The sequence below is a fragment of the uncultured Albimonas sp. genome, from assembly GCF_963977235.1.
Lineage (GTDB): Bacteria > Pseudomonadota > Alphaproteobacteria > Rhodobacterales > Rhodobacteraceae > Albimonas.
The window spans coordinates 16,264-36,461 of record NZ_CAXBOD010000033.1 but is presented as its reverse complement, the minus strand read 5'-3'; the positions used below and the strand labels follow the sequence as shown (position 1 = coordinate 36,461).

The 20,198-nt window shown below is 74.2% G+C and carries 19 protein-coding genes; 4 read left to right on the top strand and 15 right to left on the bottom strand.

What is annotated here, in order from left to right; all coding sequences use genetic code 11:
* Window positions 1-4: 4 nt before the first annotated feature.
* From AAC134_RS15050 to phnG, 10 genes are all read right to left on the bottom strand, one after another.
* Entirely contained in the window at window positions 5-661 is a 657-nt protein-coding gene (locus AAC134_RS15050) for a glutathione S-transferase family protein (protein ID WP_339949929.1), read from the bottom strand.
* Complete coding sequence (locus AAC134_RS15045) at window positions 658-1,791, bottom strand: alpha-hydroxy acid oxidase (protein WP_339949928.1); 1,134 nt, start codon at window positions 1,789-1,791, stop codon at window positions 658-660. Before AAC134_RS15045 ends, AAC134_RS15050 begins: the two co-directional genes overlap by 4 nt.
* 178 nt (window positions 1,792-1,969) lie before the next feature.
* A complete protein-coding gene (locus AAC134_RS15040) occupies window positions 1,970-3,148 on the bottom strand; it encodes an alpha-D-ribose 1-methylphosphonate 5-triphosphate diphosphatase (RefSeq protein ID WP_339949927.1) in 1,179 nt (392 codons plus the stop codon).
* Complete coding sequence (phnN, locus tag AAC134_RS15035; RefSeq protein WP_339949926.1) at window positions 3,145-3,705, bottom strand: phosphonate metabolism protein/1,5-bisphosphokinase (PRPP-forming) PhnN; 561 nt, start codon at window positions 3,703-3,705, stop codon at window positions 3,145-3,147. Before phnN ends, AAC134_RS15040 begins: the two co-directional genes overlap by 4 nt.
* Window positions 3,705-4,403 carry a phosphonate C-P lyase system protein PhnL gene (gene phnL, locus AAC134_RS15030; RefSeq protein ID WP_339949925.1) on the bottom strand — a complete coding sequence of 233 codons (699 nt, stop codon included), beginning with the start codon at window positions 4,401-4,403 and terminating at the stop codon, window positions 3,705-3,707. The genes phnN and phnL overlap by 1 nt, the downstream gene beginning before the upstream one ends.
* Window positions 4,404-4,629: 226 nt before the next feature.
* Window positions 4,630-5,403 carry a phosphonate C-P lyase system protein PhnK gene (phnK, locus tag AAC134_RS15025; RefSeq protein WP_339949924.1) on the bottom strand — a complete coding sequence of 258 codons (774 nt, stop codon included), beginning with the start codon at window positions 5,401-5,403 and terminating at the stop codon, window positions 4,630-4,632.
* A complete protein-coding gene (locus tag AAC134_RS15020; protein ID WP_339949923.1) occupies window positions 5,400-6,311 on the bottom strand; it encodes an alpha-D-ribose 1-methylphosphonate 5-phosphate C-P-lyase PhnJ in 912 nt (303 codons plus the stop codon). The genes phnK and AAC134_RS15020 overlap by 4 nt, the downstream gene beginning before the upstream one ends.
* Complete coding sequence (locus AAC134_RS15015; protein WP_339949922.1) at window positions 6,308-7,408, bottom strand: carbon-phosphorus lyase complex subunit PhnI; 1,101 nt, start codon at window positions 7,406-7,408, stop codon at window positions 6,308-6,310. The genes AAC134_RS15020 and AAC134_RS15015 overlap by 4 nt, the downstream gene beginning before the upstream one ends.
* A 3-nt stretch (window positions 7,409-7,411) precedes the next feature.
* Window positions 7,412-8,011 carry a phosphonate C-P lyase system protein PhnH gene (gene phnH, locus AAC134_RS15010; protein ID WP_339949921.1) on the bottom strand — a complete coding sequence of 200 codons (600 nt, stop codon included), beginning with the start codon at window positions 8,009-8,011 and terminating at the stop codon, window positions 7,412-7,414.
* Window positions 8,008-8,481 carry a phosphonate C-P lyase system protein PhnG gene (gene phnG / locus AAC134_RS15005; protein WP_339949920.1) on the bottom strand — a complete coding sequence of 158 codons (474 nt, stop codon included), beginning with the start codon at window positions 8,479-8,481 and terminating at the stop codon, window positions 8,008-8,010. Before phnG ends, phnH begins: the two co-directional genes overlap by 4 nt.
* A gap of 104 nt (window positions 8,482-8,585) precedes the next feature.
* On the opposite strand from phnG, the gene phnF reads away from it, so the two are divergent.
* Entirely contained in the window at window positions 8,586-9,380 is a 795-nt protein-coding gene (gene phnF, locus AAC134_RS15000; protein ID WP_339949919.1) for a phosphonate metabolism transcriptional regulator PhnF, read from the top strand.
* A gap of 285 nt (window positions 9,381-9,665) precedes the next feature.
* Here the strand turns inward: phnF and AAC134_RS14995 are convergent, their stop codons facing one another.
* On the bottom strand, window positions 9,666-10,187 hold the full coding sequence (locus AAC134_RS14995) for a GNAT family N-acetyltransferase (protein ID WP_339949918.1): 522 nt from the start codon (window positions 10,185-10,187) through the stop codon (window positions 9,666-9,668).
* Between the two features lie 156 nt (window positions 10,188-10,343).
* Here AAC134_RS14995 and AAC134_RS14990 point away from each other — a divergent pair, with 156 nt between their 5' ends.
* Window positions 10,344-11,303, top strand: coding sequence for an NAD(P)-dependent oxidoreductase (locus tag AAC134_RS14990; protein ID WP_339949917.1), 960 nt, complete (start codon window positions 10,344-10,346; stop codon window positions 11,301-11,303).
* 145 nt (window positions 11,304-11,448) lie between these two features.
* On the opposite strand, the gene AAC134_RS14985 is transcribed toward AAC134_RS14990, so the two are convergent.
* From AAC134_RS14985 to AAC134_RS14975, 3 genes are all read right to left on the bottom strand, one after another.
* A complete protein-coding gene (locus AAC134_RS14985; RefSeq protein WP_339949916.1) occupies window positions 11,449-12,582 on the bottom strand; it encodes an acyl-CoA dehydrogenase family protein in 1,134 nt (377 codons plus the stop codon).
* 66 nt (window positions 12,583-12,648) lie between these two features.
* Window positions 12,649-13,410 carry an SDR family NAD(P)-dependent oxidoreductase gene (locus AAC134_RS14980; RefSeq protein ID WP_339949915.1) on the bottom strand — a complete coding sequence of 254 codons (762 nt, stop codon included), beginning with the start codon at window positions 13,408-13,410 and terminating at the stop codon, window positions 12,649-12,651.
* 539 nt (window positions 13,411-13,949) lie between these two features.
* Complete coding sequence (locus tag AAC134_RS14975) at window positions 13,950-15,533, bottom strand: AMP-binding protein (protein WP_339949914.1); 1,584 nt, start codon at window positions 15,531-15,533, stop codon at window positions 13,950-13,952.
* Window positions 15,534-15,738: 205 nt separating this feature from the next.
* Between AAC134_RS14975 and pepT the strand changes: the two genes are divergently transcribed.
* Together pepT and AAC134_RS14965 are read left to right on the top strand one after the other, a co-directional pair.
* The gene (pepT, locus tag AAC134_RS14970; protein WP_339949913.1) at window positions 15,739-17,007 is read left to right on the top strand and encodes a peptidase T; all 1,269 of its coding nucleotides are present in this window, start codon (window positions 15,739-15,741) and stop codon (window positions 17,005-17,007) included.
* 337 nt (window positions 17,008-17,344) lie between these two features.
* Complete coding sequence (locus AAC134_RS14965) at window positions 17,345-18,550, top strand: MFS transporter (protein ID WP_339949912.1); 1,206 nt, start codon at window positions 17,345-17,347, stop codon at window positions 18,548-18,550.
* A gap of 6 nt (window positions 18,551-18,556) precedes the next feature.
* Here AAC134_RS14965 and xylB read toward each other — a convergent pair whose 3' ends face one another.
* The gene (gene xylB / locus AAC134_RS14960; protein ID WP_339949911.1) at window positions 18,557-20,026 is read right to left on the bottom strand and encodes a xylulokinase; all 1,470 of its coding nucleotides are present in this window, start codon (window positions 20,024-20,026) and stop codon (window positions 18,557-18,559) included.
* Window positions 20,027-20,198 lie beyond the last annotated feature (172 nt).

The following is a 20,198-nucleotide window of genomic DNA, read 5'->3' as shown; positions in this document are numbered from 1 at the left end:
GGTGTCAGGCGCGGCGGAAGCCGGCCATCCAGCCCTCCATCGCCTGCGCGTGGATGGCGAGCGAACGGGCGACGGCGGGCAGGGTCGAGACCTGCGCCGCCCAGTCCTCGATGCGCGGAGGAAGGACCAGGGGGCGGCCCATCTCCGCGCCCAGCATCGCCCCCATCTGCAACGTGCAGGGATAGGCGAGATCGGCCAGCGTGGGCCCCTCGCCCGCCAGCACCCGCGCCGGCGCGTCGATCTCGTCGAGCCGCTCGAGCGCCGCCTCGATCCCCGCGCAGGCGGCCTCGAGCGCCTCGGGCTCGCCCCGCCAGTCGCGCTTCACAAGCGGGAACAGGGCGCGCACGGCGGCCTCGACGCGGGTGTCGTGGAAGCCGAGCAGCGCGCGGATCCGGGCGCGGGCCAGCGGCTCGACCGGCATCAGCGGCGGTTCGGGGGCGACCTCGTCGAGGAACTCCATCATCGCGTTGGAATCGTGGAGCGGCGTCCCGTCGACCGTCATGCCCGGCACCGAGCCCGCAGGCACCCGCACGCGGTATTCGGCCGAGCCGTAGCCGCCCGGCGGGGGGACCTCCTCGAAGGGCAGGCCCTTGTGGTCGAGCACGATGCGCACCTTGGCCACGAAGGCCGACACGCCGATGCCGTAGAGGACGATCTTCAAGCCAGCCGCTCCTTCAGCTCATCAAGGCGATGGCAGCCGAGCTGGGACATGACGTTGGACAGCTCGTCGCGCAGGATCGCCTCGGCATGGGCCGCGCCCGGCGCGCCAAGCGCCGCGACGCCCCACACGAAGCCCCGGCCGACAAAGCACATCTGCGCGCCCAGAGCCACCGCCCGGGCGACGTCCGCGCCCGAGGCGATGCCTGAGTCATAGATGATCCCGGCGCGGTCGCCCACCGCCTGCACGATGCCGGGCAGGGCGTCGATGGCCGCCACCCCGATGTCGACCTGGCGCCCGCCGTGGTTGGAGACCCAGATCGCGTCGGCCCCGATCCCGATCAGCTTCTCGGCGTCCTCGGGGTGCAGCACGCCCTTGACGATGAACTGCCCGGGCCAGAGGTCGCGGATCTCGGCCACGCCCTCGGGCGTCAGGTCGAAGGCGAGATTCCTGGCGGTGAACTCCGCCATCTTCTTCATGTCGGTCGAGGGGATGTAGGGCGCCAGCGAGCGCATCGTCGGCACGCCACGCCGCCAGGTGGCGAGCGCCCAGGACGGGTGGGAGAGCACGTCGGCCACCAGCCGCGCGGTGGTCTTGGGCGGCATCCCCACGCCCGCGCGCCGCTGCCGCTCGCGCCGGGACGAGCGGGGAATGTCGAGCGTCAGCACCAGCGCCTTTGCGCCGGCGTCATGGGCGCGACGGATCAGATCGCGGCGGGCCTCGGCATCGGTCGGCGGGTAGAGCTGGAACCAGAAGTCGGGATTGACCCGGGCGATGTCCTCGAGGCTCTCGCCCGCCACGGTCGAAAGGCAGTAGGGGATGCCCTGCCGGGCGGCCATCGCGGCGAGCGCTTGCTCGATCCCCGGCCACATCAGGCTTTGCAGACCCACGGGGGCGACGCCGATGGGCGCTTGCCAGGTGCGGCCCAGCAGGGGGGCCGAGGTGTCGGGGACGCGGGCCGCGCGCATCATCCGCGGGACCATGGTGACGGCGTCCATCCGCTCGCGGTTGCGGATCAGCGCGGTCTCGGCGCCGGTGCCGCTGTCCAGGAACTCCCACGCCACGCGGGGCATCCTCCTGCGCGCACGGCGACGCAGGTCTTCCATCGAGACCAGTTTTTCCAGGTTTGCCATGGTGTCCTCCCGCGCGCAGCAAGCCCGGCGCGGCGGGCGCCGTCAAGCCGGTCGGCAGGCAGGGCGGCGCCTGAGGGAGGCGTCGAGCCCCCCGCCGTCGCGGGCCGGACGGACCCGGCGTCCTGACACGGCCCGGGTGTCAGGGCCGGGGGCGGGGCGTCAGGGTCGGGGGCGGGCGTCAGACCCGGCGACCCTCCACCCACAGGCCCCGGACGACCGGGGCGGCATGGGCGGTTCGCACCCGCACCAGATCGGCGCGCAGGCCCGGCGCGATTTCTCCGCGGTCCGAAAGACCCGTGGCGCGGGCAGGGGCGCGGGTCACGGTGGCGAAGCCCTTGGCCATGTCCCCGGTCATCTCGCCCAGCTTCACCGCGGCCATCAGCAGCGAGGCGGGGACATAGTCCGAGCTGAGGATGTCGAGCAGCCCTTCGGCCGCCAGATCCGCCGCGGCGACGTTGCCCGAGTGCGACCCCCCGCGCAGCAGGTTCGGCGCGCCCATCATCACGGCGATGCCGTGGTCGCGGCAGGCGCGGGCGGCCTCGATGGTGGTGGGGAACTCGGCGATGCGGGCGCCGTGGGCGGCCGAGGCCTGCACGTGGGCCACATCGGTGTCGTCGTGGCTGGCGATGGCCGCCCCCCAGGCGCGGGCGGCGGCGACGGCCTCGGCCTCGTGGGAGGTCGAGACGCGCAGCGACAGCTCGGCCAGGAACTGCATGTACTCGTCGAACTCGGCCTGGGTGCGGCCGTGCTTGCCCATGTGGTATTTCTTCAGCTGGTCGATGTCGCGGAACTGGCGGAAGCCCGGCGTGTGGTCCATCAGCGAGACGATGCGCACGTCGTCATGGGCGGTGAACTCGGCCAGTTCCTCGACCAGCGTCTCCGAGCAGATCTCGGCGCGCAGGTGCAGCAGGTGCGAGATGCGCAGCGCCCCCTGGCGTTTCAGCGCGTTGATCGCGTCGGTCGCCTCGCGGGCGTATTTTCCATAGGCGGCCTTCTCGAAACTGGCGACCGAGCCCACGCGGATCGCGTCGAAGACGGTCGCGATGCCGGTCGAGGCGAGTTCTGCGTCATGGGCGATCACGGCGGCCTCGCGCGGCCAGTCGACGCCGGGGCGGGGCTGGCAATGACGCTCGAGGTTGTCGGTGTGCAGCTCGATCAGGCCGGGGGCGAGGAGGTCGCCCTCGAGGTCCTCGCCGGTCCGCGTCCGGCCGGGGTCGACCGAGGCGATGCGGCCGTCGCGGATCAGGACCGAACCGGTCACCTCCTCGTCGGCCAGCACCAGGCGGGCGTTGGTCAGCGCGATCTCTCCGGCGGGGGCGGCGGCCCGGAGGGGGGCTTTGGCGTCGGCGAGGGTCATGAGGGGCTCCGGGTCAGGGGCGCGGGCGCGGGCGCGAGGGCGGCCAGGAACGCCGCGGTGGCGTCTTCGAGCGCGCCGCCGTTGTCGATGATGCGGACGTCGGGCCCTTGGGGAAGGGCGGGGGGCGTGCGGCGCAGGCGCGCGGCGATCTGGGCCTCGGTCTCGCGGCCGCGGCCGGCGATGCGGCGGGCCCGGACCTCCGGCGCCGCGGTGAGGGCGAGGATGCGGACCGGCGCGAAGCGCGCGCGCGCCTCGGCCACGGCGGCGCGAGAGACGTTGATCACCCCCCCGCGACAGGCCGACAGCGCGGTCTCGACCGCCGCGGGAATGCCGTAGGCGAGGCCATGGGCGCGCCAGTGCAGGGCGAACTCGCCCAACGCCAGTCGGCGGGCGAACTCGGCCTCCGAGACCGGCTCATGGTTCTCGCCGGGGCCGGCGGGGCGGGTGATGACGCGGGTGGGAAACGCGAGGTCGGGACGCGCGGCCCGGGCGGCCGCGATCAGCGTGTCCTTGCCCACGCCCGAGGGCCCCACGACCAGGTGCAGGGTTCCGCGCATCAGGCGGCCTCGGCGGCGGGATCGGGGCGCGGGGCGAAGGCCGAGACGTCGATCTCCCGGTCGCAGACCTCGGCCCGGGCGGCGGCGTCGTGGAATATGCCCAGGATCGCGGCGCCGCGGGCCTTCGCTTCGCCGATCAGGTCGAGCACGACGGCCCGGTTGACCGGATCGAGCGAGGCGGTCGGCTCGTCCAGCAGCAGCGCGGGGCAGGGATGGGCGAAGCCGCGGGCGATGTTCACCCGCTGCTGCTCTCCGCCCGAGAAGGTCATCGGCGAGAGGGTCCAGAGCCGCTCGGGCACGTTGAGGCGGGTCAGGAGGTCGGCCGCGCGCGCTTCCGCCTCGGCCCGGGCACGGCCGAGGGCGAGAAGCGGGTCGGCGACGACTTCGAGGGCGGGCACGCGGGGGACCACGCGCAGGAACTGGGAGACATAGCCCAGCGTCTCGCGGCGCAGGGCGATGATCTCGCGCGGGCTGGCGCGGGCGACGTCGAGGCCGCCCACCCGGATTGAGCCGGTCGCGGCGAGGTAGTTGCCCCAGACCATGCGCAGGAGCGTGGACTTGCCCGCGCCCGATGGACCGGCCAGCGCGACGCATTCGCCTGGATCCACGCGGAAGGCGGCGTCGACGATCACCGGCAGGATCTGGCCGCCCTGCTGGTGGAGGGTGAAGGTCTTGGAGACGTTGTCGAGCTCGATCATCGCAGGGTCCTCGGGTCGGTCGGGACGGGACTCGCGCGGCGCTGCGCGCCGCTCTCGCCCGCCCGCCGACCCCGCCGCAGCCAGAGCGCTTGGGGCGGCCGGAGCGGGGTCGGCGGGCGGGCGGCGCCGGCGCGAAGCGCTCGGCAAGCGCCGTCCCGACCGACCCCGGCCAGGGGCGAGACGCCAGGAGTCCTTATGGAACAGCAAGCTATCTTCCGGGTAGTGCTCATGCCTGGAGCACCGAACTGACCAGAAGCTGCGTGTAGGGGTGCTGGGGATCGTCGAGGACCTGGTCGGTCAGACCCGTCTCGACCACGCCGCCGTCCTTCATCACCATCAGCCGGTCGGCGAGCAGCCGCACCACCGCCAGGTCGTGGGTGACGATGATCGCGGACAGCCCCAGCTCCCGCACCAGCCCCCGGATCAGATCCAGCAGGCGCGCCTGGACCGAGACGTCCAGCCCCCCCGTCGGCTCGTCCATGAACACCAGCCGCGGGCCCGTCACCAGGTTGCGCGCGATCTGCAGGCGCTGCTGCATGCCGCCGGAGAAAGCCGCGGGGCGGTCGTCGATCCGTTCGGCCGCGATCTCGACCTTGCCCAGCCAGTCGGTCGCGCTCTCGCGGATCGCGCCGTAGCGGCGCGCGCCCACGGCCATCAGCCGCTCGCCGACATTGGCGCCGGCCGAGACCGTCATCCGCAGCCCGTCGCGCGGGTTCTGGTGGACGAAGGCCCAGTCGGTGCGCATCAGCATCCGGCGGCGGGGCTCCGAGAGCTCGCGCACGTCCACCGGTCCCAGATCCCGGGTCGCGTAGCGCACCCGACCCTCGTCGGGGTCCATCTGGCCCGAGATGCAGGACAGCAGCGTCGACTTGCCGGAGCCGGATTCGCCCACGATCCCCAGCACCTCCCCGGGCCAGAGGTCGAAGGAGACGTCCGCGCAGCCGATCCGCGCGCCGTAGCGCCGGGTCAGCCCCTGGACGGAGAACAAGGGCGCGCTCATGCCAGGGCTCCTTCTGCGGCCGGGCCCTCGGCGCCGACATGGCCCGCCTCGCGCCGCGTGCGGCAATGGTCGGTGTCCGAGCACACGAACATCCGCCCGCCCGCGTCGTCCACGATCACCTCGTCGAGGTAGACGCCGTGCGCGTCGCACAGCGCGCAGGCGGCGTTCGCCCCGCCGGGATCGAACGGGTGATCCTCGAAGTCGAGGCTGACCACCTCCGTCCAGGGCGGGATCGCATAGATCCGCTGCTCGCGCCCCGCGCCGAAGAGCTGCAGGGCCGGCGAGTTCGACATCTTGGGATTGTCGAACTTCGGGATCGGCGAGGGGTCCATCACATAGCGCCCCTCGACCTTGACCGGGTAGGCGTAGGCGGTGGCGATATGGCCGTGGCGGGCGATGTCCTCGTAGAGCTTCACATGCATCAGCCCGTATTCCTCGAGCGCGTGCATCTTGCGGGTTTCGGTCTCGCGCGGCTCGAGAAACCGCAGCGGTTCGGGGATCGGCACCTGGTAGACGAGGATCTGGCCCTCGGTCAGGGGCGTCTCGGGGATCCGGTGGCGGGTCTGGATCAGGGTCGCCTCGGCGGTCGCCTCGGTGACCGCCACGCCAGCGACCCGCTGGAAGAATTTTCGGATGGAGACGGCGTTGGTGGTGTCGTCGGCGCCCTGGTCGATGACCTTCAGCGTATCCTCGGGCGTCAGCGCCGCAGCCGTCACCTGCACGCCGCCGGTGCCCCAGCCGTAGGGCATGGGCATCTCGCGGCTGGCGAAGGGCACCTGGTAGCCGGGGATCGCCACCGCTTTCAGCAGGGCCCGGCGGATCATCCGCTTGGTCTGCTCGTCGAGATAGGCGAAGTTGTAGTCGGGGTCGGCCCGGGTGGGGGCCTGCGTGGCGGTCTGGGCGGTCATTCCGCGGCCTCCTTGGCGGCCTGGGCCTGCGCGGCGGCTTCGGCCTCGCGGCGGAGCTGGCGGATGAGTTCGAGCTCGGCCTGGAAGTCGACGTAGTGGGGCAGCTTGATGTGCTCCAGGAAGCCGGTGGCCTGGATGTTGTCGCAGTGGCTTAGGACGAATTCCTCGTCCTGGGCGGGAGCGCCGACGTCGTCCTCGCCGAGCTCCTTCCAGCGCATCGCCCGGTCGACCAGCGCCATCGAGATCGCCTTGCGCTCGCAATGGCCCAGCGTGAGGCCGTAGCCGCGGGTGAACTGCGGGGGCTCGGTGCGGGATCCTGCGAACTGGTTGACCGTCTCGCATTCGGTCAGCTCGACCTCGCCGATCTCGACCGTGAAGCCGAGCTCGGGGATCTCCGCCTCGACCGAGACCACGCCCACGCGCAGCTCGCCCACGAAGGGGTGGTTGCGGCCGTAGCCGCGCTGGGTGGAGTAGGCGAGCGACAAGGTGAACCCCTCGTCGGCGCGGGCCAGCGCCTGCAGGCGCAGGGCGCGGTCGGCGGGGAAGGCCAGCGGCTGGCGGGTGAGGTCGGGGGGCGTGGGGGCGCCCTCGGGCTCGGACTGCAGCAGGCCCTCGGCGTCGAGGAACTCGGCGATGTGGGGCGTGCGGTCCGCCAGGGGGGTGGCCTGGGGCGCCTCGGGGGCCTCGCCCTCGGCGGCCAAGGCGAAATCGATCAGGCGGTGGGTGTAGTCGAAGGTCGGGCCCAGGACCTGGCCGCCGGGCGCGTCCTTGAAGGTGGCGGAGACGCGGCGGGAGACGGCCATCTCGGCGGTCTCCAGCGGGACCGAGTGCCCGAACCTCGGCAGCGTCGTGCGGTAGGCGCGAATGAGAAAGATCGCCTCGATCAGGTCGCCGCGCGCCTGCTTGATCGCGAGCGCCGCGAGGTCGGGGTCGTGCAGCGAGCCCTCGGCCATCACCCGGTTGACGGCGAGCGTCATCTGCTCGCGGATCTGGGCGAGCGAGAGCTCGGGGACCGAGACGTCGCCGCGGCGCGCCTCGGCGAGCCAGGCGTGGGCGTTGTCGATCGCCCGCTCGCCGCCCTTCACGGCCACATACATCGCTCAGACCTCCCGCAGACGGGTGGAGCGGGGGAGGGCGGCGAGCCGCCCCTCCGCCGCCAGGAACAGGTCGCGGCCCTGGGGGAACAGGGCGGCGTTGGGGGCGCAGAGCGCCAGCACGTCGGCGCGCGCGGGGCCGAGCGCGAGGCGCGCGGTCGTCCGGATGCCGGGGCCGGTCAACTCGGCCTCGGCGCCCGCGAACCCCTCCAGCAGCGCGACGAGCGTCGTGGAGCGGTCGGGGTAGTCGGGCGCGCCGATCGCGAAACGGTCGAGTTCGGCGCGCAGGGCGGCGGGCGAGCCGATGGCGAAGGCCGCCTCCTGCGCCGTTTCGGTCAGCGGCGCGTTGCAGTGGAAGCGCAGCCAGCCCGCGGCCGGGCCGCCGCGGAGGTCGGGGGCGAGCCAGACCGGCGTCTCGGCGTCGACCAGCGTCAGGGCCAGCGCGCCGGCGGCGGGCGAGAGGGGCGCGGGGGGGCGGGCGCCGACGGTCGGCTGGAGCGTTCCGGGACGCGACATCGCCTCGAGCGCCGCGCGGAAGGCGCGCGCGGCCTCCGCGGGGGAGTCGGCGAAAGCGCCCTCGAGCGCGTCTGCGGCGATCGCGCTCATTCGACGTCCCCTCGAACCATGGTGAAGAACTCGACCTTCGTGGCCGCGGCCCGGGCGGCGCGGGCCGCGGCGCGGGCTGTCGCCTCGGCGCGCAGGGGGGCGAGGATCTCGGCCTCCACCCGCGGGGCGGCGTCGGTCTGCATCAGCGCGTCTGCGAGCGCGGCGGCCGTCGCCTTGCCCTTGTCGCGGCCCTGCACCCAGGCGTGTCCGACCTCGCCCGAGGCGAGCCGAAGCGCGCCGCGGGTCACGGTCATCTCGCCCAGGTTGAAGGGCGCGCCGACGGCCCCGGCCCGGCCGCGCAGCATCACCGCCCCGCTCTCGGGGCGGCGCAGCCACTCGAACCCTTGCGCTTGCGCGGCGAGGCCCGAGGCCCCCCACAAGGCTGCCAGCCGCTCGGCCGGGGCCTTGGCCAGGGTGCTCATCCAGCCCTTGCGGGCGGCGGTGGGATCGGAAGAGGTCACAGGTTGCATTTCTGTCTAGCCAACTCGACAACTGCACAAGTATGGTATCGCCGACTCGGCGCGCGAAGGCAACGCGCGATTGATGACATCTGCATGACGACGGGGAGCGACCGATGCCGCAGGCAGGGGAGGAGCGCCGGGCGCAGGCGCCTGCGCCGCGCGACCGGGGCGAGGGCGCCGGGCCGATCTGGGCGCGGATAAGGGACGCGCTTGGCGACGAGATCCGCGACGGGCGCTGGGCGACGGGGGAGCGTCTTCCCTCCGAGAGCGCGCTGGCCGCGCGCTTCGGGGTCAACCGTCACACCCTGCGCCGGGCGATGGCGGCGCTGGCCGAGGCGGGGCTGGTGCATGTGCGTCGCGGGGCGGGGGCGACGGTGACCCACGCCACGACCGATTATCCGATCTCGCGCCGCACGCGGTTCACCGAGAACCTGCGCAAGGCCGGGCGGTTGCCCGCGCGGCGGATCCTGGCGCTCGACTCCCGGTCCGCGGGTCGGGAGGAGGCGGTGGCGCTCGAGATCGCGCGCGGGCAGGCGGTGCATGTCTACGAGGGGCTGACGCTTGCCGACGGCGTGCCGATGGCCTTTGCGCGCACGGTGTTCCCGGCCGCGGCCTTGCCGGGACTGCCCGAGGCGCTGCGCGAGAGCGGCTCGATCACCGCGGCGCTGGCCGCCTGCGGGGTGGCCGACTACACCCGCCGCTGGACGCGGATGACCGCCTGCCGGCCCGGGGTGCTAATCGCTCGCCACCTGATGATCCCCGAGACGACGCCCCTGCTGCGGGCCGAGAGCCTGAGCGTCGACGCCGAAGGGCGCCCGGTCGAATACGGCCTGACCTGGTTCTGCACCGACCGGATGCCTCTGCTGATCGAGGAGCCCGGCGCCGCGCCCGAGCAACGCGAGGGCTGAGGACCGGCGGGCGCGCGCTCGGCTCTCGGAAGCGCCGCGTCGGGCCGAGCGCCGGTTCCGCGCGGAGCGCGCGCGGCGCGTTGCGGGCGAGGCGACGCGTTGCGACCGGCGCCGGTCGCTGGCCGTGGGCCAGGGTCCGGCGGCGCGCATGGGGCGGATGCGCCGCCCCGGGCGCCCGTTCGCAGCGGGCGCCTCGCCCGCACCGCGCCGCGGGCGGGACGGTTCGGCCGGGCGCGACCTCTGACGCGGCGCCCCCGCCGACAGGCGGGGCCGGGGGGCGCGCCGTCAGCGCAGGGGCTTCTCCATGAACACGCTCGACCCGTTCTCCTCATAGGCGCCGAACGGGCCGCGGCGGGCGTAGCCGGCGCGCTCATAGGCGCGGATCGCCTCCGGGCTGGCCTCGCCGGTCTCGAGCCGCATGACCGGCAGGCCGCGGGCCCGCGCCTCGGCCTCCAGGACCGCCAGCACGGCGCCCGCCAGGCGCCGGCCGCGGCGGTCGGGGCGGGTGAACATCCGCTTCAGCTCTCCATAGCCCGCGAGCGGGGCGAACCCGCCGCAGGCCGCGGGCTCGCCCTCCGCCCAGGCCACGACGAAATGCACCTGCGCCTCGACCAGTTCCTGCGGGGAGAAGGCGAAGCGCACGTCGGGCGGGTAGATCGAGGCCAGCTCCGCCTCGCTCCCCGCGATCAGCTCCAGCGCCTCGGGGGCGGTGACCGGCGTGGCCCGCACCTCGAGCGCCGGCACGTCCGCGAGAGGGGCTGAGGCGGGCCCCGGTGCGGGGGCGGCGGCGGGATCGGGGGCGGTCATGGCGGCTCCTGCAGGGCTCGGGGGGCTCGCCCATCAGTCCCGGCCGCGCGCAGGGCGTCAAGCGGGGGGTTGCCACCCGCGCGCGGCGCCCCATTGTCGCGCGCGGGACCCCTCCCCCCCGCCCGCCCGCCGATCCAGCCGCCCCGCGAGACCGACATGCGCTATTTCCCCCTGTTCCTCGACCTGCGCGGCCGCAGCGTGGTGATCCGCGGCGGCGGCGAGACCGCGGCCCAGAAGGCCCGCCTGTTCCTGCGCACCGAGGCCGAGGTGACGGTGATGTGGCCCGAGCTGAACGAGGAGCTCGCGGCGCTCGCGGCCCAGGGCCGCCTGCTGCACCTGGCCGCGCGCGACGACCGCGCCGCGGTGGCCGGCGCCTATCTCGCCATCGGCGCCAGCGACGTCGACCCCGAGGGCGACGCCGAGATGGCCGCGAAGGTCCGCCGCTGGGGCCGGGTGGTCAACATCGTCGACCGCCCGGAGCTGTGCACCGCGATCACGCCCGCCATCGTCGACCGCGACCCGCTGGTGGTCGCCATCGGCACCGAGGGCGTGGCCCCCGTGCTCGCCCAACGGGTGAAGACCCTGACCGAGAGCTTCCTGTCCTCGGCCACCGGCCCGTTCCTCGCCGGCCTCGCCGAGCTGCGCCCGCGAATGATGCAGATCCCCCTGCAGCCGACCCCGCGGGCGTTCTGGAACTGGATCATGGACGGCCCTCGCCTGCGCGCCGAGGCCGGCGACATCGAGGGCGCGCTCGACGAGGTCCGCGCAGCCGTCGAGGCCGGGGCCGCGCCGGTCTCGGTCGCCGCCCGTCTAAGCCTGCTGGAGCTGCCCGCCGACGTTGACCTGATGGCGCTGCGCGCGGTGCGTCGGATGCAGGAGGCGGATCTTGTGGCCCATCCCACCGATGCGCCCGCCGCCGCGCTGGAACTCGCCCGCCGCGACGCCGAGCGCTCGGGCGCCGACCCGCTGGACCTCGAGGCCATCGCCGCCGCGCTGGGCGAGGGGGGGCGGGTGGCGGCGCTCGCCCGGTCCGGGACGCTGAGGGAGACGGGCGAGGCGCTGGCAGGGTTGGGGCAGCCGGTAGAGACGATCCGGGCAGGCGCCGCCGGGGGCTGAGAGGGGGCAGGCGCCGACCCTCGCAAGCCTCGGGCGGCGCGCCGGTTGACGGCGTTGCGCAGGAGGCCCCGGGTCAGGCCCGGGGCGCGCGCCGCTGGGCGCCGCCGCGCCGGACGGCTTGCGCCCGGCGCGGGGGGAGCGGGGCTCAGGCTGCGAGGCCGCGCGCGATCAGCATCCGCTGGATGTCCGAGGCGCCCTCGTAGATCTGGCACACCCGCACGTCGCGATAGATCCGCTCGACGGGAAAATCGCGCGTGTAACCGTAGCCGCCCAGCGTCTGGATCGCGGCGGAGCAGACCCGCTCGGCCATCTCGGACGTGAAGAGCTTGGCCATGGATGCCGCCTGCAGGGCCGGAAGCCCCGCGTCCTTCACCGCGGCGGCGTGGAGGACCATCTGCCGGCCCGCCTCGAGCTGGGTCGCCATGTCGGCGAGGCGGAAGCCCACCGCCTGATGCTCGATGATCGGCTTGCCCATCGAGACCCGCTCCTTCGCGTAGCCCACCGCATAGTCGAGCGCGGCCTGGGCCATGCCCACCGCTTGCGCCGCGATGCCGATGCGCCCGCCCTCGAGGTTCGAAAGCGCGATGCGATAGCCCTCGCCCTCCTCGCCCAGCAGGTTCTCGGCCGGGATCTCGAGGTCCTCGAGCGCGATCTGGGCGGTGTCCGAGAGGGTCTGGCCCAGCTTCTTCTCCAGCGAGGCGACCCGCCAGCCGGGGGCGTCGGTGGGCACGATGAAGGCCGAGATGCCCTTCTTGCCGGCCTCGGGGTCGGTGACGGCGAAGACGATGGCGACGTCGGCGTTCGCGCCCGAGGTGATGAACTGCTTCACCCCGTTGAGCACGTAGCCCGCATCGGTGCGCACGGCCTTCGTCTTCAGGGCGGAGGCGTCCGAGCCCGCGTGCGGCTCGGTCAAGGCGAAGGCGCCCAGCGTCTCGCCGCGGGCCATGGGGCGCAGCCACTGCTCCTTCTGCGCCTCGGTGCCGTAGCGCAGGATCGGGACGCAGCCGACGGAGTTGTGGACCGACATCACCGTCGAGATCGCGCCGTCGCCCGCCGCGATCGCCTCCAGCGCCAGGGCGTAGGCGATGGTGTCGGTGAAGGCGCCGTCGTAGTCCTCGGGCGTCAGCATGCCCATCAGGCCAAGGCCGCCCATCTCGGCGATCACGTCCCTGGGGAATTCCCCGGTCTCGTCCCAGCGGGCGGCGTTGGGGGCCAGCTTCTGCGCGGCGAAGCGGCGCGCCATGTCGCGGACCATCGCCTGATCTTCGGTGGGCAGCATCGCGCCTCTCCTCCCTGGGGGCGTATCGGGGCCGCCTCCCCGGGCATCCCGGGGAGGCGGAGGATCTTACTTCGGCGCCATGCGGATCGCGCCGTCGAGCCGGATCGTCTCGCCGTTGAGCATCGGGTTGTCGATGATCGACAGCGCCATCTTGGCATATTCGGACGGGTCGCCGAGGCGGGAGGGGAACGGCACCTGCGCGCCCAGCGACTTCTGCGCCTCCTCGGGCAGCGAGGCGAGCAGAGGGGTCAGGAACAGGCCCGGCGCGATGGTGCACACCCGGATGCCCGAGCGGGCGAACTCGCGCGCGATGGGGATGGTCATGCCCACGATCCCCCCCTTGGAGGCGGCGTAGGCGGCCTGGCCGATCTGGCCCTCGTAGGCGGCGACGGAGGCGGTGTTGATGATCACGCCCCGCTCCTCGCCCACCGGATCCTCGGCCTGGATGCGGGCGGCGAACTTGGAGAGCACGTTGAACGTGCCGATCAGGTTCACGTTGACGATGGCCGCGAACTTGGCCAGCGGCAGCGGGTTGCCGTCACGGTCGATGACCTTGGCGGGCGGGCCGATGCCGGCGCAGTTGACCAGGATCCGGGCCTTGCCGTGCAGGCCCGCGGCCTCCTCGATGGCCTTGGTCACCTCGTCCTCGTCGGTGACGTTCACCTTGTGGAAGCTGCCGCCGATGGCCTTGGCCTTCTGCGTCCCCAGTTCCTCGTTGAGGTCGAAGATGGCGACCCTGGCGCCCTTGGCGGCCAGCATCTCCGCCGTCGCCCCGCCGAGCCCCGAGGCCCCGCCCGTGACGATGGCGGCCAGTCCGTCGATCTGCATCTCGCTGCGTCTCCTCTCGTGGTCGCGGGCAAGCGGCCGCTGCGAGAGGGGCCGCGACGCGCCCGCCGGGTTCGACAGGATCGGTAAAGGGCGGCGGGTCGGGGCGCAAGAGTGTCGGACACTAGCGCGGGAGCGGCGAGGAGGCGAGACGGCGCGGAAAGCGGGGGAGCGGACTGCAGGCGCCCTGCGGGCGGGCCTGGCTGCCGGGCGCCGGTTGGGGGGGGCAGGCCTGGAGAGGGCGGGCGTCGGAGCCTCCGGCGGGCTCCTGACTCACCCAAGAACAAGACGCCCGCGCCTGTTCTCCGGATCCGTCTCTCGCCAGCGATGCCTGAGCGACTCGCCCCGAGGGGTCAAGGACAAGCCGCGCAGGGCGCGGTCGCTGCGCGATCCCTGACCCCTCGGGGCGAGTCGCTCCGGGCGGCATCCGCGAGAGACGGCTCCGGAGAACAGGCGCTTCCCGGGGGCGCGTGTGGCGCGCGGGAGCGGGGGCGCCGGCGGGCCCGGAGGGGATCGGGGGCGCCGCCGGCGGCGGGGGAGGGTCAGCCGACCTTGCGGGCGCGGCCCTCCCAGTGCGGGGCGCGGAGCGCGACCTTGTCGATCTTGCCTAGCGCGGTCTGGGGCAGGGCGTCGACCATGTGGAAGGACTTGGGCGTGTGCACGCCGCCCTTGCTGGCCTTGACCATCGCCGCCAGCGCCTCGGGGTCGAGCGTCGCGCCGGCCTTCGGGACCACGTAGGCGCAGACCGCCTCGCCCCATTTCTCGTCGGGGATGCCGATCACCGCGGCCATCGCCACGTCGGGATGCGCGGCCAGCGCGTCCTCGACCTCGCGCGGGTAGACGTTGAAGCCGCCCGAGACGATCATGTCCTTGCGCCGGTCGACGATGTAGAGCCGCCCCTCGGCGTCCCTCACCGCCACGTCGCCGGTGCGCAGCCAGCCGTCGCCGAGCGCCTCCTGCGTCAGGTCGGGGCGCTGGTAGTAGCCCTCCATCACCTGGGGCGCCTGCACCGAGATCTCGCCCGGCATGCCCTGGGGGACGTCGTTCCCGTCGGCATCCAGCAGGCGCACGGTCGCCGAGGACACCGCGAAGCCGCAGGCCGAGAGCAGCTCGGGCCGGCTCACGTCATGGTCGGCCACGGGCAGGACGGCGATCGGATAGCACTCGGTCTGGCCGTAAAGCTGGGCGAAGACCGGGCCGAACCGGGCGATGGCCTCGCCCAGCCGCGTGGGGGACATGGGCGCCGCGCCGTAGAGCACCATCTCGAGGCTCGAGACGTCGCGGGCGGCCATGTCGGGGTGGTCGAGCAGCGCGTAGATCATCGTGGGCACCAGCAGGGTCATCGAGATCTTCTCGGCCTCGATGGTCGCCAGCACCTTCGCGGGATCGAACCCGTTCATCAGGTGGACCGTGCCGCCCTTGAGCAGGGTGGGCGTGACCTTGGTTCCCGCCACGTGGGAGATCGGGGCGACCGCGAGATAGCGGGGCGCCTTGGGCAGGTCGAAGTCGGCCATCACCGCCAGCGTGATCTTGCCCGCGCCGCCGGCGGTGCGCATCACCCCCTTGGGCCGGCCGGTGGTGCCGCCGGTGAAGTTGTAGTGCGCCGGCTGCCGAGGATCGGAGCGGTTGAGCGGCGCGCAGTCGGCCTCCGCCGCCGCGGCGGCCAGCAGGTCGGTTCCGTAGTCGGCCGGGCCCAGCGTCAGGAAGGTCGCGTCCGGATGATCGGACTGCAGCTCCGCGCCGCGCGGCGCGTGGTTGGCGGCGTCGACGATCACCACCTGGGCGCCGAGCTCCTCGATCTGGGCGGTCTGGCCCTCGCGCGCGCCCAGCGGATGCAGCATCGTGGTGGCCCCGCCCAGCGCGATGGTCGCGACGCTCGAGCACCAGGACTCGGGCCGGTTCGCCGACAGGATCGCCACCCGCGCCCCGGGGCCCACGCCGTGCCGCGCGAGCACCCGCTGGAGGCGCGCGATCAGGCCGGCGGTCTGCGCGTAGGTCAGGTCGAGATGCTCGGAGCGGAACGCCGTCCGCTCCGGGTGGCGGGCCAGCGCCCGCAGCACCAGGGTCGAGTCGGTGGGCGTGTCGTGCGCGGCGACAGGCACGGCCGCGGGCTCGGGCGTCGTCATCGGTTTCCTCCCGGCGCGTCGTGTTCTGGCGGCCCGGAGGCCCGGGAGGGGACGCGCCGCGCCGATGCGTCGTCCGCTCCATTCGCCTCCCTTATGGCGCCTCGCGCGCGCCGGCGCGACGTCCGTTGCGACGACCGCGCCCGCTGGACGCGCCCGCCCGGCTCTGCGATCACCATGGCTCCCGTTCCCCCACCCGGAGCCTGCGATGACCGCCGATCTCGCCCGCGACTTCGACCGTGAGCTCGAAGAGCGCCTGGTCCGCTACGCCGCCGTCGACAGCCAGAGCGACGAGACCTCGGCGACCTCGCCCTCGACCGATATCCAGCTCGACATGCAGCGGATGCTGGTCGCCGAGCTGGAGGAGATCGGGGCCCAGGAGGTGACGCTGACCTCCTACGGCGCGGTGCTGGCGACGATCCCCGCCTCGGAGGGGGTCGAGGCGCCGGTGCTGGGCCTGCTCGCCCATGTCGACACGGCGCCGGCGTTCAATGCCAAGGGGGTCAAGCCGCGGGTGATCCGCAACTGGAACGGCGGGCCGATCACCTATCCCGACGCGCCCGACCTGGCGCTGTCGCCCGAGGTCTCGCCCTATCTGGCGGGGAAGGAGGGGCAGGACATCGTCGTCGCCTCGGGGACCACGCTGCTGGGCGCGGACGACAAGGCGGGGGTGGCGATCATCATGACCGCCGCGCGGGCGCTGCTGGCCGATCCCGCGCTGCCGCGTCCGCGCATCCGCATCGCCTTCACGCCCGACGAGGAGATCGGGCGCGGCGTCGACGCGCGCCTGCCCAAGGACCTGGGCGCGGATTTCGCCTTCACCTTCGACGGCGCCCGCAAGGGCGAGATCGAATTCGAGAGCTTCTCGGCCGACGCCGCCCTGGTGCGGATCGAGGGCGTCTCGGTCCATCCCGGCTGGGCCAAGGACAAGCTGGTCAACGCCCTGCATCTCGCCGCCAAGATCGTGCAGACCCTGCCGCAGGCCACCCGCACGCCCGAGACCACCTCGGACCGCGAGGGCTTCCTGCATGTCTACAAGCTGGAGGGCACGGCGGCCGAGGCCGAGATCGGCGTCATCCTGCGCGACTTCGAGCTGGAGGGGCTGGAGAGCCACGGCGCGCTGCTGCGCTCGGTCTGCGCGGCGGTGCAGGCGGGCGAGCCGCGCGCGCGCGTGACCTGCGAGATCCGCCCCCAGTACCGCAACATGCGCTACTGGCTGGAGAACGACATGACCCCGGTGGAGCTGGCGCGCGAGGCCTGCCGGGCGGCGGGGATCGAGCCGGTCTCGACCCCGATCCGCGGCGGCACCGACGGCTCGCGCCTGACCGAGATGGGGGTGCCCACGCCCAACCTATTCACCGGCATGACCGAGATCCACGGGCCGCTGGAGTGGATCAGCGTGCAGGACATGGCCGCCGCCACCGGCGTCTGCCTGCGGCTGGCCGAGCTCGCCGCCGGCAAGCCTCGCGGGGGCTGAGGCGCCGCGCGGCGGTGAGGGGCGGCGGGCAAGCCGTGCGAGGCTGAGGCCCTCCGGCAAGCCGCGCGAAGACCGGGGCGCCGCGGGCAGGCCCCGCGGGGGCCGAGGCGCCGCGGGCGGCGGGTCGGCTGCGGCCGCGCGGGCCCGACGATGCTGCCATGCAGCATTCGCATGGCGGCCCTGCGCGCCAGGACGCATTCGTTACGTGCACCAAGGGTTTGGCGGAGGCAGACTGCGCCAAACGGCGGGGCCGGGCGCGCGAGTCGCGACCGCTCCGGCCGCATCCGTTTCCGCGGCGCCGCCCCCCGCCTTGCGCCGCAGCACGAAAGGTCGCCCCGTGGCCCCCCAACCCCAAGTCGCCCCCCGCGTCGAGCGCGGCGGCCTGGTGATGCTCGCGCTCGCCCTTGGCGGGTTCGCGATCGGCGTCGCCGAGTTCGCCTCGATGAGCCTCGTCCCCTTCTTCTCGGCCGACTTCGGCATCCGCGAGACCCAGGCCGGCCACGCGATCAGCGCCTATGCGCTGGGCGTGTGCGTCGGCGCGCCGGTGATCACGGTGCTGGCCGCGCGCATCGCCCGGCGCACGATCCTGGTGGGGCTGATGGCGCTGTTCGCGCTCGCCAACGGGCTCTCGGGGCTGGTCGAGGGCTACTCGGCCTTCGTCGCCTCGCGCTTTGTCGCCGGGCTTCCGCACGGGGCCTATCTGGGCGCGGCGGCGCTGATGGCGGCTTCGCTGGCCGCGCCGAACCGGCGGGGGCAGGCGGTGGCGCGGGTGCTGCTGGGGCTCGCCATCGCCACCATCGTGGGCGTGCCGCTGGCCAACGCGCTGGGCCAGGGATTCGGCTGGCGCTGGGCCTTTGCGATGGTGGCGGCGCTGGCGGCGGCCTCGGCGGGGCTGCTGGCCTGGCTCGCGCCCGTGCAGAGGCCCGACGCGAGCGCCAGCCCGCTGCGCGAGCTCGGCGCCCTGGGCCGCCGGCAGGTCTGGCTGACGCTGGGCATGGGGGCGATCGGCTTTGCGGGCATGTTCTGCGTCTACACCTACCTCGGCTCGATCGTGATCGAGCATGCCAGGGCTCCTGCCTCGTGGCTGCCGGGGCTGCTGGCGGTGTTCGGGGCGGGGATGACGGCGGGCTCGATGGCCGGCGGCTGGGCCGCGGACCGGGCGATGACGCCGGCGATCTTTGCGACGCTGGCGGTCAGCACGGTGTCGATGCTGGTCTTCGCGCGGGTCTCGGACGACGTGATGCTGATGCTGCCGGCGGTGTTCGCGGTGGGGCTCGGGTGCGCGCTGTCGCCGATCCTGCAGACGCGGCTGATGAACGTGGCGGGCGACGCGCAGATGCTGGCGGCGGCGCTGAACCACTCGGCCTTCAACGTCGCCAACGCGCTGGGTCCGTGGCTGGGCGGGCTGGCGCTGGCCGCGGGCTGGGGATGGAGCTCGGTCGGACTGGTCGGCGCGGGGCTGGCGGCCGGGGGCGGTGTGTTCCTGGCGCTGGCGCTGCTCGACGAGGCTTCGCGCCGGCGCTGGCAGGGCAGGGTGGCCTGAGCGCGCTCAGGCCCTGAGCGCACCCGAGATCGCGGGGTGCAGGGCGCGGAAGCGCGCGCGCTTGGCGGCCATGCGCTCGACCAGGGCGGGCTCGGGGGAGACGACCTCGGCGGGCTCGGGCGGGGCGCAGACGGCGGTCGCCTCGGCGCCGGTGGCCGCACACAGGCCCAGCCGCGCGGCGCCCAGCGCGGCGCCGTAGTCGCCGGCCGGCGGCAGGGTCAGAGGCCGATCCAGCGCCGCGGCCACGATCCGCAGCCACAGGCGCGAGCGCGCCCCTCCGCCCACCGCCCAGGCGCTGTCGAAATCCGACCCCGCCGCCCCCAGCGCCGCCTGGCAGTCGGCGAAGGCCAGGGCCACCCCCTCGAGCACCGCGCGGGTCAGCTCGGCCCGCGAGTCGGCCCGGCCCAGCCCCGCGAAGGCCCCGCGGGCGGCGGGATCGTTGTGGGGCGTGCGCTCGCCCGAGAGGTAGGGCAGGAACATCGCCTCGGTCGCGACCTCGCCGGCGAGGTCGGCGGCCTCCGCCTCGGCGATCAGTTCGGCGGCCGGGGCGCCGGCGAGGGTCGAGAGCCACTCCAGCGCGTCGGCGGCCGCCAGGATCACCCCCATCTGGTGCCACAGGCCCGGGGCCGCGTGGCAGAAGGCGTGGACGGCGCCGGCCGTGTTGGGGCGAAACGCGTCGCCCGCCACGAACAGCACCCCCGAGGTGCCCAGCGAGACGAAGGCCGTCCCCGCCGCCAGCGCCCCCACCCCGCAGGCTGCGGCCGCGTTGTCGCCGCCCCCGCCCGCCACCACGGGCGCCTTCGCCATCCCCCAGCGGGCGCAAAGCTCGGCCCGCAGGCGGCCGGAGGGGGCCGACCCCTCGACCAGCGCCGGCATGTGGGAGCGGTCGAGCCCGGTCGCGGCCAGCAGCGCGTCCGACCAGTCCCGCGCCCCCACGTCGAGCCACAGCGTGCCCGAAGCGTCGGACATGTCCGAGACCGCCTCGCCGGTCAGCGCCAGGCGCACGTAGTCCTTGGGCAGCAGGATGCGCTTCGTCGCCTCGAACAGCGCCGGCTCCTCGCGCGCCAGCCAGCGGGCCTTGGGGGCGGTGAAGCCCGGCATCACCAGGTTGCCGCCGATGCCGCGAAAGTCGGCGGCCGCGTCCAGCGCCGCGCAGTCGGGGGCCGAGCGCATGTCGTTCCACAGGATCGCCGGGCGCAGCGGCCGGTCGTCGGCGCCCAGGAACGTCGCCCCGTGCATCTGGCCCGAGAGGCCGATCCCCTCGACCGCCGCCATCTCGGCGGGGCGGTCGGCGGCCAGCGCGTCGAGCGCGGCCCAGCACGCCTCGATCCAGTCCTGCGGCGCCTGCTCGGACCAACCCGGCGCGGGGCGCGAGACCGCGAGCGGCGCCGAGCGCGAGGCGATCACCGCCCCCTCCGCGTCCATCAGCGCCGCCTTGGCCGAGGAGGTGCCGAGGTCGAGGCCGAGGTAGGTCATCGCGGGATCTCCGGTCAGGGGGCCGGGCTGCGCCGGCGCGGGGCTCCTCCTCTCCCCGCTCGGGCCCGCGGCGTCAAGGCCGCAGGACCAGCGCGCGCGGGCCCGCAGCGCGCGCACGGGCCCCGGCGGAGCGCTGGGGCATGGACGCCGCCCGCGCGGCGTGCCACGTTTG

Excerpts from the sequence above, each read along its gene's own strand:
- phnL (WP_339949925.1), bottom strand. The coding sequence starts at position 4,403 with ATGATCGAGCTCGACAACGTCTCCAAGACCTTCACCCTCCACCAGCAG.
- AAC134_RS14990 (WP_339949917.1), top strand. The coding sequence starts at position 10,344 with ATGCGCTATTTCCCCCTGTTCCTCGACCTGCGCGGCCGCAGCGTGGTG.
- AAC134_RS15015 (WP_339949922.1), bottom strand. The coding sequence starts at position 7,408 with ATGTATGTGGCCGTGAAGGGCGGCGAGCGGGCGATCGACAACGCCCAC.
- pepT (WP_339949913.1), top strand. The coding sequence starts at position 15,739 with ATGACCGCCGATCTCGCCCGCGACTTCGACCGTGAGCTCGAAGAGCGC.
- phnH (WP_339949921.1), bottom strand. The coding sequence starts at position 8,011 with ATGAGCGCGATCGCCGCAGACGCGCTCGAGGGCGCTTTCGCCGACTCC.
- AAC134_RS15040 (WP_339949927.1), bottom strand. The coding sequence starts at position 3,148 with ATGACCCTCGCCGACGCCAAAGCCCCCCTCCGGGCCGCCGCCCCCGCC.
- AAC134_RS14995 (WP_339949918.1), bottom strand. The coding sequence starts at position 10,187 with ATGACCGCCCCCGATCCCGCCGCCGCCCCCGCACCGGGGCCCGCCTCA.
- AAC134_RS14975 (WP_339949914.1), bottom strand. The coding sequence starts at position 15,533 with ATGACGACGCCCGAGCCCGCGGCCGTGCCTGTCGCCGCGCACGACACG.
- AAC134_RS14980 (WP_339949915.1), bottom strand. The coding sequence starts at position 13,410 with ATGCAGATCGACGGACTGGCCGCCATCGTCACGGGCGGGGCCTCGGGG.
- xylB (WP_339949911.1), bottom strand. The coding sequence starts at position 20,026 with ATGACCTACCTCGGCCTCGACCTCGGCACCTCCTCGGCCAAGGCGGCG.
- phnG (WP_339949920.1), bottom strand. The coding sequence starts at position 8,481 with ATGCAACCTGTGACCTCTTCCGATCCCACCGCCGCCCGCAAGGGCTGG.
- phnN (WP_339949926.1), bottom strand. The coding sequence starts at position 3,705 with ATGCGCGGAACCCTGCACCTGGTCGTGGGGCCCTCGGGCGTGGGCAAG.
- AAC134_RS15020 (WP_339949923.1), bottom strand. The coding sequence starts at position 6,311 with ATGACCGCCCAGACCGCCACGCAGGCCCCCACCCGGGCCGACCCCGAC.
- AAC134_RS14985 (WP_339949916.1), bottom strand. The coding sequence starts at position 12,582 with ATGCTGCCCACCGAAGATCAGGCGATGGTCCGCGACATGGCGCGCCGC.
- AAC134_RS15045 (WP_339949928.1), bottom strand. The coding sequence starts at position 1,791 with ATGGCAAACCTGGAAAAACTGGTCTCGATGGAAGACCTGCGTCGCCGT.
- phnK (WP_339949924.1), bottom strand. The coding sequence starts at position 5,403 with ATGAGCGCGCCCTTGTTCTCCGTCCAGGGGCTGACCCGGCGCTACGGC.
- phnF (WP_339949919.1), top strand. The coding sequence starts at position 8,586 with ATGCCGCAGGCAGGGGAGGAGCGCCGGGCGCAGGCGCCTGCGCCGCGC.